Below are 14,263 nucleotides of genomic sequence, written 5' to 3'. Positions count from 1 at the left end.
TCTTGTGCCCCTCGCTGTCCCACAGGTGCACGCCACGGGCCTCGGTGATGATGCGCGGGCCGTTCTCGGCCAGCTGCTTGTAGTCACTGAACGGCGCCAGATGGTGGGCCTGGCTCAGGGCCTGCCAGTGTGCGGTTTTCGAGTTGTTCATGTCGCCTCCTTCGATCCGGGACATCACAGGTACCAGCGGTATTCACGCGGGCTGATGTCGTGCATGAAGGCCAGGTGATCCTGGCGTTTGTTCTCGCAATAGACCATAACGAACTCGCTGCCGAGGCCAGCCGCGACGCGCTCGCTGGCTTGCATGCGGCGCACGGCGTCGAGCATGTCCTTGGGGAAATCGACGCCGCTGCTGCGGTCATCGTTGAGCGGTGCGATGGGCTCGACCCTGGCGTCGAGCCCCTGCTCGATACTGGTCAGCAGCGCCGCCAGGACCAGATAGGGATTGGCGTCGGCACCAGGCAGACGGAATTCCAGGCGCAGGTTGCGGGTGTCCGACTCGGGGATGCGCACGCAGGCGTCGCGGTCCTCGAAACCCCAGCTGGCCTGGCTCGCCGAGTTCACCTGGGCGCCAAAACGGCGGTAGCTGTTGTGGTTCGGCGCGTAGATCGGCATCAGCTCCGGCAGCAGGCTCAGGCAGCCGGCCACGGCATGGCGCAGCGGACGCTGGTCGTCGCGCGCCAGCAGGTTGTCGCCCGCTTCGTCATACAGGCTGACATGCACATGCATGCCACTGCCGGGGTACTGCAGGTAGGGCTTGGCCATGAAGCTGGCGCGGTGGCCGTGCTGCAGGGCCACGCCCCGCGTGACCCGGCAGAACAGCGCGGACCAGTCGGCGGCCTGCATCGGGTCGGCGTTGTGGCTGAAGTTGATCTCGAACTGCCCCGGACCGATCTCGGCGGTGATCACCGTGGTGTCGATGCCCTGCAGGCGCGCGGTCTCGCTGATGTCGTCGAGCACCTCGGCGAAGCGCGACAGGCGCTCGATGTGCATGTTCGGCTGGTCGTCGGCGTCGCCACTGAGGTCATCACGCGGGTATTGCGGCAGGCCTTCCTTGAGCGCCTTGTCGAACAGGTAGAACTCCAGTTCGAACGCCACCACCGGACGGATGCCACGCGCCGCCAGGCGCTGCACCACCCGCGCCAGCACCTCGCGCGGCTCGAACTCGATGGGAGCGTCGGTGCCGTCGGAGCTGATCAGCATCTGCCCCAGCGGCTGGCGCTCCCAGGTCACCGGCTTGAGCGTGCCGGGAATCAGGCGGCGCGGCGCATCCGGGTCACCATCATGGAAGCAGTAGTCGCCGATCTCGTGGAGCCCGCCCTGGGCACCAAGCAGCACGCAGTTCTGCGGCAGCTTCAGGGCACTGCCGGCTGCGACCTTCTCCAGCATCTCGATGGGATAGCGCTTGCCGTAGAAGTGCCCGGGAATGTCCAGGCAGATCAGGTCGACGAAGCGCACCTCGGGGTGGGCCTGGCGAAATTGGCGGACTTCGTCGAGCAGCTCGACTCGGGTGGCGTTCATGATGGTCATTTCCGGTCAACGGGAAGGTTTCAGGTGTAGATCCACAGCACGCGCGCAGGCGTATCGCCCTGGTTGGCGTAACGCAAACGCGCGTAGCTCGGGACCTGGAAGGCATCGCCCGGGTACAGGGTGGCGCTCTCTTCGTCCTCGCCCAGCCACAGCGTCAGCTGGCCCTCGAGCACGTAGCCGGCCTGCTCCGAGCGGTCGCTCATCTGCCGCTCGCCACTGCTGGCGCCGGGCTCGAGCAGGCTGTCGACGACCATGAAGGCGCCCTGCAGGGTCGGTGATGCCATGATGTCGGTGATGCCGCCCGCCAGGTACAGGGTGCGACGCTCGTCCGGCCGGGTGACCCAGTCCAGTGCCTTGGGTTTGGGCAGGCTGTAGAAATAGGTCGTCGGCACATCGAGGGCTTCGCTGATCGCGGTCAGGTCTGCGACCGTCGGGCGCGACAGGCCGCGTTCGACCTGGGAAAGAAAGCCCACGGAACGCCCGATACGCTCGGCCAGCTCATTGAGGGTGACCTTCTTGTGCTTGCGCAGGTCGTGGATGAGAACCGCCAGCGCGGCCATCTCCAGGTTCTTGTCCATGTCAGGGCTGTCCATTTCAGAAGCTGTCTCTCAGTCGATACCAGGCCTTGCCGATGGCCTCGAGCGGCGCAGCCAGGCGTTCGCCAAAGGGAAAGTCGGGATTGCGCAGTTGCCGGTACAGCGCCAGCTCATCCTCGTTGCCGAGGATGGCGTCGCTCACCGCACGTGCCGCTGCCAGGGTCGGCAGCACGCCATGCCCGGAGAAGCCCTGCAGCCAGTAACGCCCGTTCTCCCCGCCGATGTCCGGCGTGCGCGCGCGGGTCACGTCGATATGGCCGCCCCAGGCGAAGTCGATGGCCACGCCTGACAGCTGCGGGAAGACACGCTCGAGAATGGGCCGGGTCGCCGCCGCCATGTCCTGCGGCAAGCCACCCAGGTAGGTGCAGCCACCGCCGAACAGCAGCCGGTGATCCGGCGTGCGGCGGAAGTAGTCGAGGACGAACTGATTGTCGGTGACGCAGGCATTGCGCGGCAGCAGCGCCTCGGCACGCTCCGCCCCCAGCGGCTCGGTAGCGATCTGGTAGGTGCCCACGGGCAGTATGCGTCGCGCCAGGCGCGGCTCCAGATGGTCGATGTAGGTGTTGCAGGCCAGCACCAGGTTGCTGGCCTGCACGCTGCCTTGCTCGGTGCGTACGCGGTAGCCTGCAGCATGCGCTTCCTGGCTCAGCGCACGACTCTGCTCGAAGATGCGACCGCCGGCCGCGACGAATGCCTCGGCCAGGCCAAGCGCCAGCTTGAGCGGATTGACGTGCCCGGCCTGCGGGTCGTAGAGCCCGGCACGGTAACGCTCGCTGGCCACCCACTCCGGCATCTGCTCGCGCGAGACGAACTGCAGGGTGCGGTGCCCCCACTTGCTCGCGGCCTCTTCCTGCCATTCGTGCAGCTGTGCCACGCGCCGGGGCAGCACGGCCGTCCACAGATGGCCACGGCGGTAGTCGCAGTCGAACGCATGGCGCTGCGGCAGCTCGCGCAGCTCGTTCGCCGCCCAGGCCATGCTGTCCCACAGACGCCGGGCACCCTCGATGCCAAGGGCCTTTTCCAGTGGCGGCATGTCGCACGACCAGCCCAGGATCGCCTGGCCGCCATTGCGCCCCGAGGCCGCCCAGGCCACGCGACTGGCTTCCAGCACGATGACCTGCAGGCCCGCCTCGGCCAGGCGCAGCGCCGTGTGCAGCCCACTGAAGCCCGCACCGACCACCAGCACATCGCACTGCACCTCACCTTGCAGGCGCGGATGATGGCTCAGCCGGTCCTTGCAGCTATGGGCGTAGTAACTGTCGACGTGCTCATGGGCGTGGCGGAACATAGACGACTCATGAAATTTAAAATAATTAATTTCATGAAAATCTATAGAGATAAATTCACAAAGGCAAGTCAGGCGACTTGTTGCTGCAGCTCCATCGCGCATTCGAGATGGGTGAAAAGCCCCTCCTCTATGGCCTGCGCCAGTACCCGGCGCAGGCACTCGCTACCGAGAAAGGCGTCTCGTGCTGCGGCCGAGCGCCACTGCCCTTCGACTTCCCAGGTCAGCGGGTCGCCACGCAGCGGCAAGACCCGCAGTCCCTGGCAGCCGGGAATGTCCCGGCCGATCTGATCTAGCCGGGCCAGGCACTGCCTCAACCGGACGGCGCGGTCGTGGCGAGCGCGAATGGTCATACGGTGAACGATGCTCATGGCAACCTCCTGGAATGGATCAATGCAGATCGGCAGCCTGTCGCTGCAGAACATGGGGCGCGGCTTGCGGATCGGCGAAAACCGCTTCGCCACCCGCTCGAGAATCGAGCCAGGCAGTGGCGAGCAACAAGAGTGTCAGTGGTGCGATCAGCCATTTGCTGGACATGTGGCGGGCTCCTTCGGACACGTGGGGCACCGCTTAGCGGGTGGCGTAGCTACTTCAAGCGTTCGCGCGACGCAGGGACACGGCGCGATGACTACAGAGATTAACCGCCAGGTCACGGCAGCGTTAGCCGGATACTGGCCGATCATTGCCTAAAACTGCACGATCCACCGCAACTCCACATCGCAGGCCAGGACTGGCGGCATTCCTGAAACACTCTGTTTCAGGGGGCGTTTGCCCATTACTGGCAAATATTTGCCTAATCCTGCAGGCGCCCATGACTTGCCTGAAAAACCTGGCTAGTCTTCGCAGACCTTCTGGAGGAGCGCCATGCAGTCACTCACCCATACCGCCACCAATCTCGACACTCCTCTTGCCGACCTCAGCCATGAAATGGCGCGCCTCGTCGAACGCTTCGTCCCGGAGGATGGCCTGCACCTCACCGCCATCCCTGGCCTCAAGCTGGCGCGAGCCACCACCCCGAGCCTGCCGATGCAGACGGTCTACGACCCCTGCCTGTGCATCATCGCGCAGGGGCGCAAGGAGATACGCCTGGGCGACGAGCTCTATGTCTACGATCCGCTGAACTACCTGGTGGCCTCGGTGGTGCTGCCGGTCACCGGCCGGGTGATCGAGGCCAGCCCGGAAGCCCCCTACCTGAGCCTGGCACTGGAGATCGACCCGGCGCTGATCAGCAGCCTGCTGACCGAGATGCCACCCATCCCGGCACCCGACGCGGCCTCGCAACGGGCGCTGTTTCTCGATCGCCTCGACCCGCGCCTGCTGGATGCGGTGATTCGCCTGCTGCGCCTGCTGGAGACCCCACGCGACATCGCCATGCTGGCCCCGCTGGCCCTGCGTGAGATTTTCTACCGCATGCTGCTCAGCCCACAGGGGCATCGCTTGCATGAGGTGGTGGTGGCCGACAGCCAGAGCCAGCGCATTTCGCGCGCCATCGAGTGGTTGCGCAAGAACTTCGATCAGCCGCTGCGCATCGAGGAGCTGGCCCGCGAGGTCAACCTCAGCCCCTCGACCCTGCACCATCGCTTCAAGGCCGTCACGGCCTTCAGCCCGCTGCAGTACCAGAAGCAGCTGCGTCTGCAGGAGGCACGCCGGCTGATGCTCTGCGACAACCTGGAAGCGGCGGCGGCCAGCTATCGCGTGGGCTACGAGAGCCCCTCGCAGTTCAGCCGCGAGTACAGCCGCCTGTTCGGCGACCCGCCACAGCGCGACATCGCACGCCTGCGCCAGGCGGCGCAGAACCAGGTCGCGTCCTGATCAGAGGCCCATCTGCTTGGCGATGATCTCGTTCATGATCTCTCGCGTGCCACCGCCGATGGAAAGGATGCGATTGTCGCGATACAGCCGTTCGACCAGCGATTCACGCATGTAGCCCATGCCGCCGAGGATCTGTACCGCATCGTAGGTCAGGCGATCGGCAATATCGGTGGCGAAGTTCTTGGCCATGGAGATTTCCTTGACCACGCTCCTGCCCGCCGCCATCTGCGCCGCCTGGCGGTAGGTGAACTCGCGGGAGACCTCCAGCTGGGTGGCCATCTCGGCCAGGCGATGCTTGAGCACCTGGAACTTGCCCACCGGCTTGCCGAACGCCTGGCGCTCGCGGGCCCACTTCATCGATTCGTCCAGGGCCAGTTGCGCCGTCATGTTGGCCATGATCGCCAGGCTCAGGCGCTCGCTCTGGAAGTTGGCCATGATGCAGGCGAAACCGGCGTTCTCGACGCCAATCAGGTTGTCCACCGGCACCTTGCAGTCGTCGAAGAACAGCTCGGCGGTATCCGACGCCCACCAGCCCATCTTCTTCAGCTTGCGCCCCACGCTGAACCCCGGCGTACCCTTTTCCACCAGCAGCAGGCTGACACCGCCGAAACCTTCGCCACCGGTGCGCACCGCCACCGTGTAGTAGTCGGCACGCACGCCACTGGTGATGAAGGTCTTGCTGCCGTTGATGCGGTAGTGGTCGCCTTCGCGCACGGCACGGGTCTTCAGGTTGGCCACATCGGAACCACCGGACGGTTCGGTGACCGCGAGCGCCATGATCTTCTCGCCGGCCAGCACCTGTGGCACCACGCGCTCGCGAATGGCCGGCCTGGCCCATTTGACTACCGGCGGCAAGCCGATATCCAGGGAGCCGAGCCCCGCCACCAGGCCACCCGAGCCACAGCGCATCAGTTCTTCGCTGGCGGCGACTTTGGCGAACACGTCACCTTCGTGGCTGCCGCCGTACTGCTCCGGATAGCCGATGCCGAGAATGCCTGCCGCCCCTGCCTTGAGGTACAGCTCGCGGGGAAACTCCTCGGCCTCTTCCCAGTCGTCGATGTGCGGAAGGATCTCGCGCTCGACGAAACGCCGAACGGAGTCGCGAACCAGTTGGTGGGATTCATCGAAATACGACTGAGGGGCGGCCATGCGGGTACTCCCGTTATTGTTTTGGCCACCCTAACCTAGCGCTTGCTTGGTTTTCAAGCGAGCGTTTCATTTCTGCTCGCGCAGCGCGCGCCTGATCCGTACCTGCATGGCATAGGCTGGCGCCTCGACAGCCTCGAAATCACGGGTGTAGCGCTGGGCGAATCCGCGGCTGCCCCACTCGCGATACTGTCGTACGTGCCAGAGTTCGTGCGCCCAGAGGGCAGCATCCTGGCCGGCGGCATCAGCGCTGCGAAACACCACTACATCGATCAGGGTCACGGCCTGCACGTCCGGGTTGCGCAGCATGACGCTGGCAGCGTCCATCGCGTCGGTGCTGCCCACGCGAAAGCGCACCTCGTCGAGCAATGCGTCATCGTAGAACGGCGCAAGCTGCGCGCGAATCATCAGGGGTATCGGCTCGGTGCCTGCACTCAGGGCCGCCTGGCGTGACTGCTGCAGCCAGGCTTCTAGGTGTGTGGCGGCCAGGTTCAGGCCATCTTCACGCACGCGGGCCGGATTGGGCACACACAGACAGCTCTGCCCCAGGCAAACCGGGATCTGGCCGAGCGCGCACTGCGCGCTGGCCGCAACCGGCACCCCGAGCAGGAGCGCCAGCGCGACACAGTGCAGGACATCGCGGCCCATGGGCAGCGCGCAGCGTGGGTGCGAAGGGTCAGAGCGTGATCGGACGTCGGCCGGCCAGTGCGTGCGCCAGCGTGCCGCCGTCGACCAGCTCCAGCTCGCCCCCCAATGGCATGCCATGGGCGATGCGCGAAGCGACCAGGCCCTTGCCGGTAAGGATCTGCGCGATGTAGTGCGCCGTGGCCTCGCCTTCCACGGTCGGGTTGGTAGCGAGGATGACCTCGCTGAAGGCACCGGCGTCGATCCGCTCCAGCAGCTCGGGAATACCGATGGCTTCCGGCCCCAGGCCATCGAGCGGCGACAGGTGCCCCTTGAGCACGAAGTAGCGCCCGCGATAGCCGGTGTGTTCGACGGCGTAGACATCCATTGGGCCTTCCACCACACACAGCAGGCTGTCGTCGCGACGCTCGTCGGCGCACAGGTGGCAGATGTCGTCCTCGCTCAGGCTGCGGCAACGCTTGCAGTGCCCCACCCCTTCCATCGCCGCATTGAGTGCCTGTGCCAGGCGCTGGCCGCCACTGCGATCACGCTCGAGCAACTGCAGCGCCATGCGTTGCGCAGTCTTCTGCCCCACACCAGGCAGGATGCGCAGGGAGTCGATCAGCTGGCGAATCAGAGGACTGAAGCTCATGGTGTTCCTACAGGTTGATAGCCCGGATGCGCTCCGGGGAAACGGGCCAGGCAACAGGCCCGGATGGCCTCAGGCCAGGCACTGAGGCCAGCTACCACCCTGCGCGCACGAGCGTCATGTCAGGCGTGGTGATCAGACGACGCGCGGGGCAAGGCGCAGGTGGGCGAGGAAGCGCCGCATGCTGGAGCGCATGCGAGTTCCGCGTCCGCCTGCAACGCCGCCATGTGCGTCGGCTGGACGGCACGAGGCCGGTCAGAAAGGCATCTTGAAGCCTGGCGGGAGCTGCATGCCGGCCGTCATGCCGGACATCTTCTCCTGGCTGTTCTGCTCGACCTTGCGCACCGCATCGTTGACGGCCGCGGCGATGAGGTCCTCGAGCACTTCCTTGTCTTCCTGCATCAGGCTGTCATCCAGGGTGATGCGCTTGACGTCATGGCGACCGGTCATCACCACGCTGACCAGGCCGGCACCGGACTGGCCGGTGACCTCGGCATTGGCCAGCTCTTCCTGCATCTTCTGCATCTTTTCCTGCATCTGCTGGGCCTGCTTCATCAGGCCTGCCATGCCACCTTTCATCATGTCGGTATCCTCGGGTGTTCGTGTTAACGGGAGGTGTCGAGTGGTTCGATACTGTCGTCGCGCACCTTGGCGGCGAACTGCTGGATCATCTGCTGCACCAGTGGATCGGCCTGTATCGAGGCCTCGGCACTGCGCTGGCGCTCGGCACGGCGACGGGCCGCCGCCTGGGCCGGTGTCTCTTGCTCGGGCTTGCACAGCTCGATACGCAACTTGATGCTGCGTCCCTGCTGCTGATTCAAGGCATCGTTGAGACGCCGCTGCTGGGTCGGATTGAACAACGCACTGTGCGCCGGGTCCAGGTGCAGCAGCCAGTCATCGCCGTTGGCCTCGATCAGCGTACAGTTGGCCGCGATGCTGCCGGTCATGCCGCCCAGACCCAGTTGCGGGAACAGGGACAGCCACTCGGCGGCCAGGCCCGTGGCGGGTTTGGCCGCGGGCAAAGGCTCTTCGACCTGCGGCGCCGCGGCTTCGCTCTGACCGAAATCGTAGTCGAGCGTTTCGGCGTCCATCTCGACGTAGTCGTAGTCACCGGGCGGCGGTTCATCGTCGCCAGCGTCAGCGTCGGCCTCTGCCTGCACGATCGCATTGGCGACCGGGACCACGACCTCGGCCTCCAGCGGCGCCACGACAGGCGCCGACGGCGCTGCCACGACTTCGGGCTGGGCAACGGCAACAGCTTCTGGCGCCTTGGCGGTGTCCCAGGGCAGATCGACGACGGCGGCAGGCGCGACGGGTGCTTCTGGCTCTGGCTCTGGCTCTGGCTCTGGCTCTGGCTCTGGCTCTGGCGGCAGGCTGGCGGCGGCTTCGGGCGTGTCAACGACCGCTACCGGCGCATCCGCAACCGGCACGTCCGCAACCGGCACGTCCGCAACCGGCGCAGCTTCACTCACGGCCGGCACAACGCTCGTGTCCGGTGCCACGGCAGCAGGCTCGGCGGCCACCGGCATGGCAGGCGCAGGCGCTACCGGGGCAGCGGCAGGCGCCGGGGCAGAAACGACAGGAGCCGGCATAGCGGTGCCGGCCACTGGGTTCGTCCGGGAATCAGCAGTGGCCTGGCTGATCCCCAACGGCTTTAGCGTGACCCTGGGAGCATCGTCGGCTCCCGCAGGGCGGAAGGCCAGCATGCGCAGCAGGACCATCTCGAAACCACCGCGCGGCTCAGGCGCCAGGGGTAGATCGCGACGGCCGATCAAGCCCATCTGGTAGTAGAACTGCACATCCTCGGCAGGCAAGGCCTGGGCCAGCTGCAGCACGCGCTCGCGGTCACCCTGACCGTTGTCCACCGCGTCCGGCAGCGCCTGGGCGATGGCCACGCGGTGCAGCACGTTGAGCATCTCCGCCAGCACGCCATTCCAGTCCGGGCCCTGCTCCGCCAGATGGCGCACGGCTTCGATCAGTGCGCGCGCATCGCCTTCGATCAGCGCGTGCAGCACGCCATAGACCTGGCCGTGATCCAGCGTGCCGAGCATGGCACGCACATCGGCGGCCAGCACCTTGCCTTCACCGAAGGCGATGGCCTGGTCAGTCAGGCTCATGGCATCGCGCATCGAACCATCGGCGGCGCGCCCCAGCAGCCACAGGGCGTCGTCTTCGAACGGCACGTTCTCGGCGCTGAGGACATGGCTCAGGTGCTCGACCACCCGCTCCGGCGGCATGTTCTTCAGGGAGAACTGCAGGCAGCGCGACAGCACGGTGACCGGCAGCTTCTGCGGGTCGGTGGTGGCGAGCAGGAACTTGACGTGAGGTGGCGGCTCTTCCAGGGTCTTCAACAAGGCGTTGAACGAGCTGGTGGAGAGCATGTGCACTTCGTCGATCAGGTAGACCTTGAAGCGCCCACGGGTCGGCGAATACTGCACGTTGTCGAGCAGCTCGCGGGTGTCCTCGACCTTGGTACGACTGGCGGCGTCTACTTCGATCAGGTCGACGAAGCGCCCCTCGTCGATCTCCCGGCACACCGAGCAGGTCCCGCAGGGCGTGGAGCTGATGCCGGTCTCGCAGTTCAGGCACTTGGCGATGATCCGCGCAATGGTGGTCTTGCCCACCCCACGGGTACCGGTGAACAGGTAGGCGTGGTGCAGGCGCTGGCTGTCCAGGGCATTGATCAGGGCTTTGAGCACATGGGTCTGGCCGACCATTTCGCGGAACGAGCGCGGACGCCATTTACGTGCAAGAACCTGATAACTCATGGAAAACCGTCATGTGAGGAAAGCAAAAGTGGGCTAATCCTAGCGGAGCGACCGGCAAATTGCATCCGCCAACCGAGCCACTGAAAAGGCCCCTTGTCGAGTTGCGAAACAGTACTGTTCATTTATTGCGCAATACAGTATGATTCGCGCCGTTCGTACCAAGCTGCAAGTCATCCAGGCCCTCGCGCCTCCCCGCTGGTTTCCCGGTTCAACGTCTAGCGCATTCCTGCGCAGCCGCCCTCCCCGATCCCACCTGCTGACTGATCAGGCCGACTCGCCACTCACGTTAACTGGCGCAGTTCCTCCGCCTGCCTCCGACGTACTGACCACGCCGAAGAACCGTAACAATGGAACTTTATCGTGCTAATACAGCTCCGATCGGTTGACTGCTATGGCCGCTTTTCGGCCAACCCCATGGAGCGACACCACGCGCAACGAAGCGCACATGCTTTAAAGGAAACACTTAGAAAAATGCATACTCAACATCAGATTCAGAAAGCCATCAGCACGCTGACCCACGCCTTCGCCCCGTTCGACTGCCGTATCCAGGCAGCGCGCAAAGGCAGCTTCAGCTTTACCCTGGTCGACAAAACCGGCATTGCCCAGTACAGCCAGCGCCTGTACCCGGGCCAGTACGGCGACGACTCGCTGCAACAGGTGATCGAGCGCACCCGCCAGTCGCTCATCGCCTGAACCTATCGCTCATCCTGAGGTCCAAACTGGCCAATCTCAGGATGGAGTAGGTCATGGAATTCACCAACCAGCAACTCGTCGATCACCTGTTCACCCCGCTGCGTGCCAACTTCAGCTCCCCACGGCCGGACGGCAGCGTCATCCTCGCCCTGCTCGACGAGAGCGACAGTACCGTCTACAGCCGCGTGCTGGCCAAGCCACAGCTCGACGACCAGAACGCCTTCGCCCAGAGCCTGGAAGACATCCGCCTCGAACTGGCCGTACGCGCTGGCAACATTCCTGCCGAACTGCGCAAGACGCTCAAGGAACAGGACAGCGTACTGAGCTATCGCACGGCCTGAAGCAGAGCGCCGTCAACAGAGCGCCCGATGCCATTGGCATCGGGCGTTTTCGTTCATGGCGCAACGATCGCCGCATGCCGCACGAATGCGCATGGACGGCGACGAAAACGGCGGTGACGAGCAGGCGGCAGCCCTGGCGGCGATGCACATGCAAGCCAAGGAAAAGATGATCGAGATGGGGAATCGCAGATTGGAGGCGAGCCCTGCCAGCCACACCCCGGCACACGATGTTCCCGCTGTGGCTGCTCCCTTCCGGGCCTGACCAGGTTCACAGGTAATCGTTGCGAGGGGACCGACAGGACCCACCATCACGCAGCCCGTCATTGCGACGGGCCGCGCCATTGTAACGACTAAACGCAAAGTTACAACCGGTTCAAACACTTAGATGCGTTGCAGCACCCTCTCACACGCGAAAACGCCCCACCAGCTGCGCCAGACCGTGGGACAGCTCGGACAGGTGCTGGCTGGCCCGCGTGCTCTGCTCGGAGGTCTGCGCCGCCTCGTTGGAGAGGTCACGAATGTCGCTGATGTTGCGGGCGATCTCCTCGGTCACGCTGCTCTGCTCCTCGCAAGCCGTGGCGATCTGCGCGGCCATGTCGTTGATGCGCTGCACCGACTCACCAGTGACGTTCAACGCCTGGTCGACGCCGGCAGCCTGATCGACGCTCTGCCGTGCCCGTTCGCTCCCCGTATGGGTCGCCTTGACCGCGTTCTGCACCCCGACCTGCAGACGCTCGATCATGCCCTGAATGTCCTTGGTGGACTCCTGAGTACGCGCCGCCAATGCCCTGACCTCGTCGGCCACCACCGCGAAGCCCCGCCCCTGCTCTCCGGCACGTGCCGCCTCGATGGCGGCGTTGAGCGCCAGCAGGTTGGTTTGCTCGGCGATGCCCTTGATCACGGCCAGCACCGCGCCGATGTTGGCGGCTTCCTGCTCCAGGGTCTGGATGGTCGAGGAGGCGCTCTCCACTTCCTGCGCCAGCTGACGGATCGAGGCGATGGTCGCCCCCACCACCTCGGCTCCTTCGCGTGACTGTTGCTCGGCACTGCGCGCTGCATCCGCCGCATTCTGCGCATTGCGCGCCACCTCATGCACGGCCGTGCTCATTTCCGTCGCGGCGGTGCTGACCTGGTCGACCGCCGCATGTTCACTGCTGATCAACTGGTCATTGGCCGCCGCCAGACCGGCAAGGTTCTTCGCCGAGTCGGCCACCTCGTCGGTGACCCGCCCCACTTCCTTGATCAACGGCTGCAGCTTGTCGAGGAAGCGGTTGAAGGCATGGCTGAGCTGGCCCAGCTCGTCCCTGGACAACACGTCGAGGCGCACGCGCAGGTCGCCATCGCCATCGGCGATCTGCTCGATGCGATGCAACAGGCTGTGCAGGGGACGGGTCACCAGCAACGGGAAGCCGATGACCAGCAGCAGGCAGACGGCCAACCCCACGGCAATGACGATGCCCTGCTGCCAGGCCAGTTCTTCACCACGGGCGATCGCCGCAGTGCCCACGGCGTTGGCGGAGCTGTCCTCCAGTTCGCCGAGCTTGTTGATGGCGCCACGCATCACCTCGAACTGCGCCTCGCTGTCACCGAAGCTGAGGTGGCTGGCCTCCTCGGGGTTGCTGGCGGCCAGCTGCAATACTTTCAGGGAGGTGGCTTTCCACAGTTCGAAGCCGCGATCGAACTCGGCGACCAGCGCCATCGCTTCGCCGCCGGGCTGCATGTCCGCGAACTTGTGCACGCGGTCATAGGCCTGCTGCAGGTTCTCGGTGTGCGCGGCGCGCAGTTCCTCGAGATGGCTCCCCGAATCCTCGTCGAGCATGCTGCGCTCGGCGATGAACGCCTGGTAGAGATCCCGGTCGGCATTGAGCAACAGGCTGATGCCTGGCAGGAAACGGTTGGTCAGGGTCGTCGAGGAATCGGCCACCTGCGTGATGCCACGCATGCCGAGCACGCCCATGGCCACCAACAGGGCCGCCAGAAGGAGAATGGGCAGGGCAATTTTCCAGCGAAAACCAAGGTCAGTGAAGGCACGCAGCATGATTGCACTCCAGTATCAATCAGGTAAGAGCAAGCATAGTCGAGGCTGGCAAAATTGATTCGTCAGCCTTCCTGGCCGTGAGCCTAGGCACGAAGGCTTAACACTTCGTTAAGCCCGATCAGGGTGCGTAATGCGGTTGCACAGGCTTGGCTCCCCTCTCCCATTTATGGGAGAGGGGCTGGGGGAGAGGGCTGAAAATGCCGCAAAGCTGCCAGTGCCCCCTCTCCGAACGCGGCCCGCCCTAACCCTCTCCCCAACGGGGCGAGGGGACTCGCGTCCGACCACCTTTTATGTGGACAGCATTCCGACCAGGGTCCCGGCTTTTTTATCCGCCACCCGGAACCACCCGCCCCGCTGCGACACTAAGCCCTATCGGAAGTGTCTGCCACGGCACTCCCGGGCTGTACCTTTTGTGCTAGCTTTCCCTCGTTTTCGGCTGCCCGGGCACGACCCAGCGCACCGAACCTCTCACCTGCAAACGGAGTTACATCATGGCAATCACCAAAGACCAACTGATCAGCGACCTGGCCGAGGCCGTTTCCCTGCCGAAAGCCACTGTCCGCACCCTGATCGATCAGCTGGGCGAAATTGTCGGCGACGCGCTGGAAAACGACGGTGAGATCACCCTTCCTGGCATCGGCAAACTGAAGGTGAGCGAGCGCCCGGCCCGCACCGGCCGCAACCCGCAGACCGGCAAGAGCATCGAGATCGCGGCCAAGAAAGTGGTCAAGCTGGTACCTGCCAAGGCGCTGAGCGATGCGCTGAACTGATTGTCTGCCGG

The 14,263-nt window shown here is 64.9% G+C and carries 15 protein-coding genes and 1 other RNA gene; 4 read left to right on the top strand and 12 right to left on the bottom strand.

The genetic code is table 11. The features are described 5' to 3' along the window. Window positions 1-174: 174 nt before the first annotated feature. The 5 genes from EWH21_RS11015 to EWH21_RS10995 form a co-directional block, all read right to left on the bottom strand. Complete coding sequence (locus tag EWH21_RS11015) at window positions 175-1,521, bottom strand: glutamine synthetase family protein (RefSeq protein ID WP_037054446.1); 1,347 nt, start codon at window positions 1,519-1,521, stop codon at window positions 175-177. Between the two features lie 29 nt (window positions 1,522-1,550). After that, the gene (locus tag EWH21_RS11010) at window positions 1,551-2,108 is read right to left on the bottom strand and encodes an XRE family transcriptional regulator (RefSeq protein ID WP_047591545.1); all 558 of its coding nucleotides are present in this window, start codon (window positions 2,106-2,108) and stop codon (window positions 1,551-1,553) included. 16 nt (window positions 2,109-2,124) lie between these two features. After that, entirely contained in the window at window positions 2,125-3,414 is a 1,290-nt protein-coding gene (locus EWH21_RS11005) for an FAD-binding oxidoreductase (protein WP_277700511.1), read from the bottom strand. A gap of 68 nt (window positions 3,415-3,482) precedes the next feature. Beyond that, entirely contained in the window at window positions 3,483-3,782 is a 300-nt protein-coding gene (locus EWH21_RS11000; RefSeq protein ID WP_037054253.1) for an antibiotic biosynthesis monooxygenase, read from the bottom strand. A gap of 19 nt (window positions 3,783-3,801) precedes the next feature. After that, entirely contained in the window at window positions 3,802-3,948 is a 147-nt protein-coding gene (locus tag EWH21_RS10995) for a hypothetical protein (protein WP_167494402.1), read from the bottom strand. Between the two features lie 327 nt (window positions 3,949-4,275). On the opposite strand from EWH21_RS10995, the gene EWH21_RS10990 reads away from it, so the two are divergent. Beyond that, complete coding sequence (locus EWH21_RS10990; RefSeq protein ID WP_037054258.1) at window positions 4,276-5,223, top strand: AraC family transcriptional regulator; 948 nt, start codon at window positions 4,276-4,278, stop codon at window positions 5,221-5,223. Here EWH21_RS10990 and EWH21_RS10985 read toward each other — a convergent pair whose 3' ends face one another. From EWH21_RS10985 to dnaX, 5 genes are all read right to left on the bottom strand, one after another. Then, window positions 5,224-6,372 carry an acyl-CoA dehydrogenase family protein gene (locus EWH21_RS10985; protein ID WP_277700510.1) on the bottom strand — a complete coding sequence of 383 codons (1,149 nt, stop codon included), beginning with the start codon at window positions 6,370-6,372 and terminating at the stop codon, window positions 5,224-5,226. Between the two features lie 66 nt (window positions 6,373-6,438). Further along, entirely contained in the window at window positions 6,439-7,017 is a 579-nt protein-coding gene (locus EWH21_RS10980) for a DUF4157 domain-containing protein (RefSeq protein WP_277700509.1), read from the bottom strand. Window positions 7,018-7,045: 28 nt separating this feature from the next. Next, entirely contained in the window at window positions 7,046-7,645 is a 600-nt protein-coding gene (recR, locus tag EWH21_RS10975; protein WP_037054265.1) for a recombination mediator RecR, read from the bottom strand. A 252-nt stretch (window positions 7,646-7,897) separates the two neighbouring features. Next, the gene (locus EWH21_RS10970; protein WP_003460931.1) at window positions 7,898-8,224 is read right to left on the bottom strand and encodes a YbaB/EbfC family nucleoid-associated protein; all 327 of its coding nucleotides are present in this window, start codon (window positions 8,222-8,224) and stop codon (window positions 7,898-7,900) included. A 23-nt stretch (window positions 8,225-8,247) separates the two neighbouring features. Continuing rightward, complete coding sequence (gene dnaX / locus EWH21_RS10965; RefSeq protein WP_277700508.1) at window positions 8,248-10,410, bottom strand: DNA polymerase III subunit gamma/tau; 2,163 nt, start codon at window positions 10,408-10,410, stop codon at window positions 8,248-8,250. Window positions 10,411-10,881: 471 nt separating this feature from the next. On the opposite strand from dnaX, the gene EWH21_RS10960 reads away from it, so the two are divergent. Together EWH21_RS10960 and EWH21_RS10955 are read left to right on the top strand one after the other, a co-directional pair. Continuing rightward, the gene (locus EWH21_RS10960; RefSeq protein ID WP_037054270.1) at window positions 10,882-11,103 is read left to right on the top strand and encodes a hypothetical protein; all 222 of its coding nucleotides are present in this window, start codon (window positions 10,882-10,884) and stop codon (window positions 11,101-11,103) included. A gap of 53 nt (window positions 11,104-11,156) precedes the next feature. Beyond that, entirely contained in the window at window positions 11,157-11,444 is a 288-nt protein-coding gene (locus tag EWH21_RS10955; RefSeq protein ID WP_037054273.1) for a DUF3509 domain-containing protein, read from the top strand. Between the two features lie 201 nt (window positions 11,445-11,645). Here the strand turns inward: EWH21_RS10955 and ffs are convergent. Both ffs and EWH21_RS10945 read right to left on the bottom strand, forming a co-directional pair. Then, an RNA gene (gene ffs / locus EWH21_RS10950) (signal recognition particle sRNA small type) lies at window positions 11,646-11,742 on the bottom strand. A gap of 105 nt (window positions 11,743-11,847) precedes the next feature. Next, a complete protein-coding gene (locus EWH21_RS10945) occupies window positions 11,848-13,482 on the bottom strand; it encodes a methyl-accepting chemotaxis protein (RefSeq protein WP_277700507.1) in 1,635 nt (544 codons plus the stop codon). Window positions 13,483-13,973: 491 nt separating this feature from the next. On the opposite strand from EWH21_RS10945, the gene EWH21_RS10940 reads away from it, so the two are divergent. After that, entirely contained in the window at window positions 13,974-14,252 is a 279-nt protein-coding gene (locus tag EWH21_RS10940) for an HU family DNA-binding protein (protein WP_037054278.1), read from the top strand. The last annotated feature ends 11 nt before the right edge of the window (window positions 14,253-14,263 follow it).

Source organism: Pseudomonas sp. REST10 (assembly GCF_029542605.1).
Taxonomy (GTDB): domain Bacteria; phylum Pseudomonadota; class Gammaproteobacteria; order Pseudomonadales; family Pseudomonadaceae; genus Aquipseudomonas; species Aquipseudomonas khazarica.
This window is presented reverse-complemented; position numbering and strand designations above follow the sequence as displayed.

Excerpts from the sequence above, each read along its gene's own strand:
- EWH21_RS11015 (WP_037054446.1), bottom strand. The coding sequence starts at position 1,521 with ATGAACGCCACCCGAGTCGAGCTGCTCGACGAAGTCCGCCAATTTCGC.
- EWH21_RS11010 (WP_047591545.1), bottom strand. The coding sequence starts at position 2,108 with ATGGACAAGAACCTGGAGATGGCCGCGCTGGCGGTTCTCATCCACGAC.
- EWH21_RS11005 (WP_277700511.1), bottom strand. The coding sequence starts at position 3,414 with ATGTTCCGCCACGCCCATGAGCACGTCGACAGTTACTACGCCCATAGC.
- EWH21_RS11000 (WP_037054253.1), bottom strand. The coding sequence starts at position 3,782 with ATGAGCATCGTTCACCGTATGACCATTCGCGCTCGCCACGACCGCGCC.
- EWH21_RS10995 (WP_167494402.1), bottom strand. The coding sequence starts at position 3,948 with ATGTCCAGCAAATGGCTGATCGCACCACTGACACTCTTGTTGCTCGCC.
- EWH21_RS10990 (WP_037054258.1), top strand. The coding sequence starts at position 4,276 with ATGCAGTCACTCACCCATACCGCCACCAATCTCGACACTCCTCTTGCC.
- EWH21_RS10985 (WP_277700510.1), bottom strand. The coding sequence starts at position 6,372 with ATGGCCGCCCCTCAGTCGTATTTCGATGAATCCCACCAACTGGTTCGC.
- EWH21_RS10980 (WP_277700509.1), bottom strand. The coding sequence starts at position 7,017 with ATGGGCCGCGATGTCCTGCACTGTGTCGCGCTGGCGCTCCTGCTCGGG.
- recR (WP_037054265.1), bottom strand. The coding sequence starts at position 7,645 with ATGAGCTTCAGTCCTCTGATTCGCCAGCTGATCGACTCCCTGCGCATC.
- EWH21_RS10970 (WP_003460931.1), bottom strand. The coding sequence starts at position 8,224 with ATGATGAAAGGTGGCATGGCAGGCCTGATGAAGCAGGCCCAGCAGATG.
- dnaX (WP_277700508.1), bottom strand. The coding sequence starts at position 10,410 with ATGAGTTATCAGGTTCTTGCACGTAAATGGCGTCCGCGCTCGTTCCGC.
- EWH21_RS10960 (WP_037054270.1), top strand. The coding sequence starts at position 10,882 with ATGCATACTCAACATCAGATTCAGAAAGCCATCAGCACGCTGACCCAC.
- EWH21_RS10955 (WP_037054273.1), top strand. The coding sequence starts at position 11,157 with ATGGAATTCACCAACCAGCAACTCGTCGATCACCTGTTCACCCCGCTG.
- EWH21_RS10945 (WP_277700507.1), bottom strand. The coding sequence starts at position 13,482 with ATGCTGCGTGCCTTCACTGACCTTGGTTTTCGCTGGAAAATTGCCCTG.
- EWH21_RS10940 (WP_037054278.1), top strand. The coding sequence starts at position 13,974 with ATGGCAATCACCAAAGACCAACTGATCAGCGACCTGGCCGAGGCCGTT.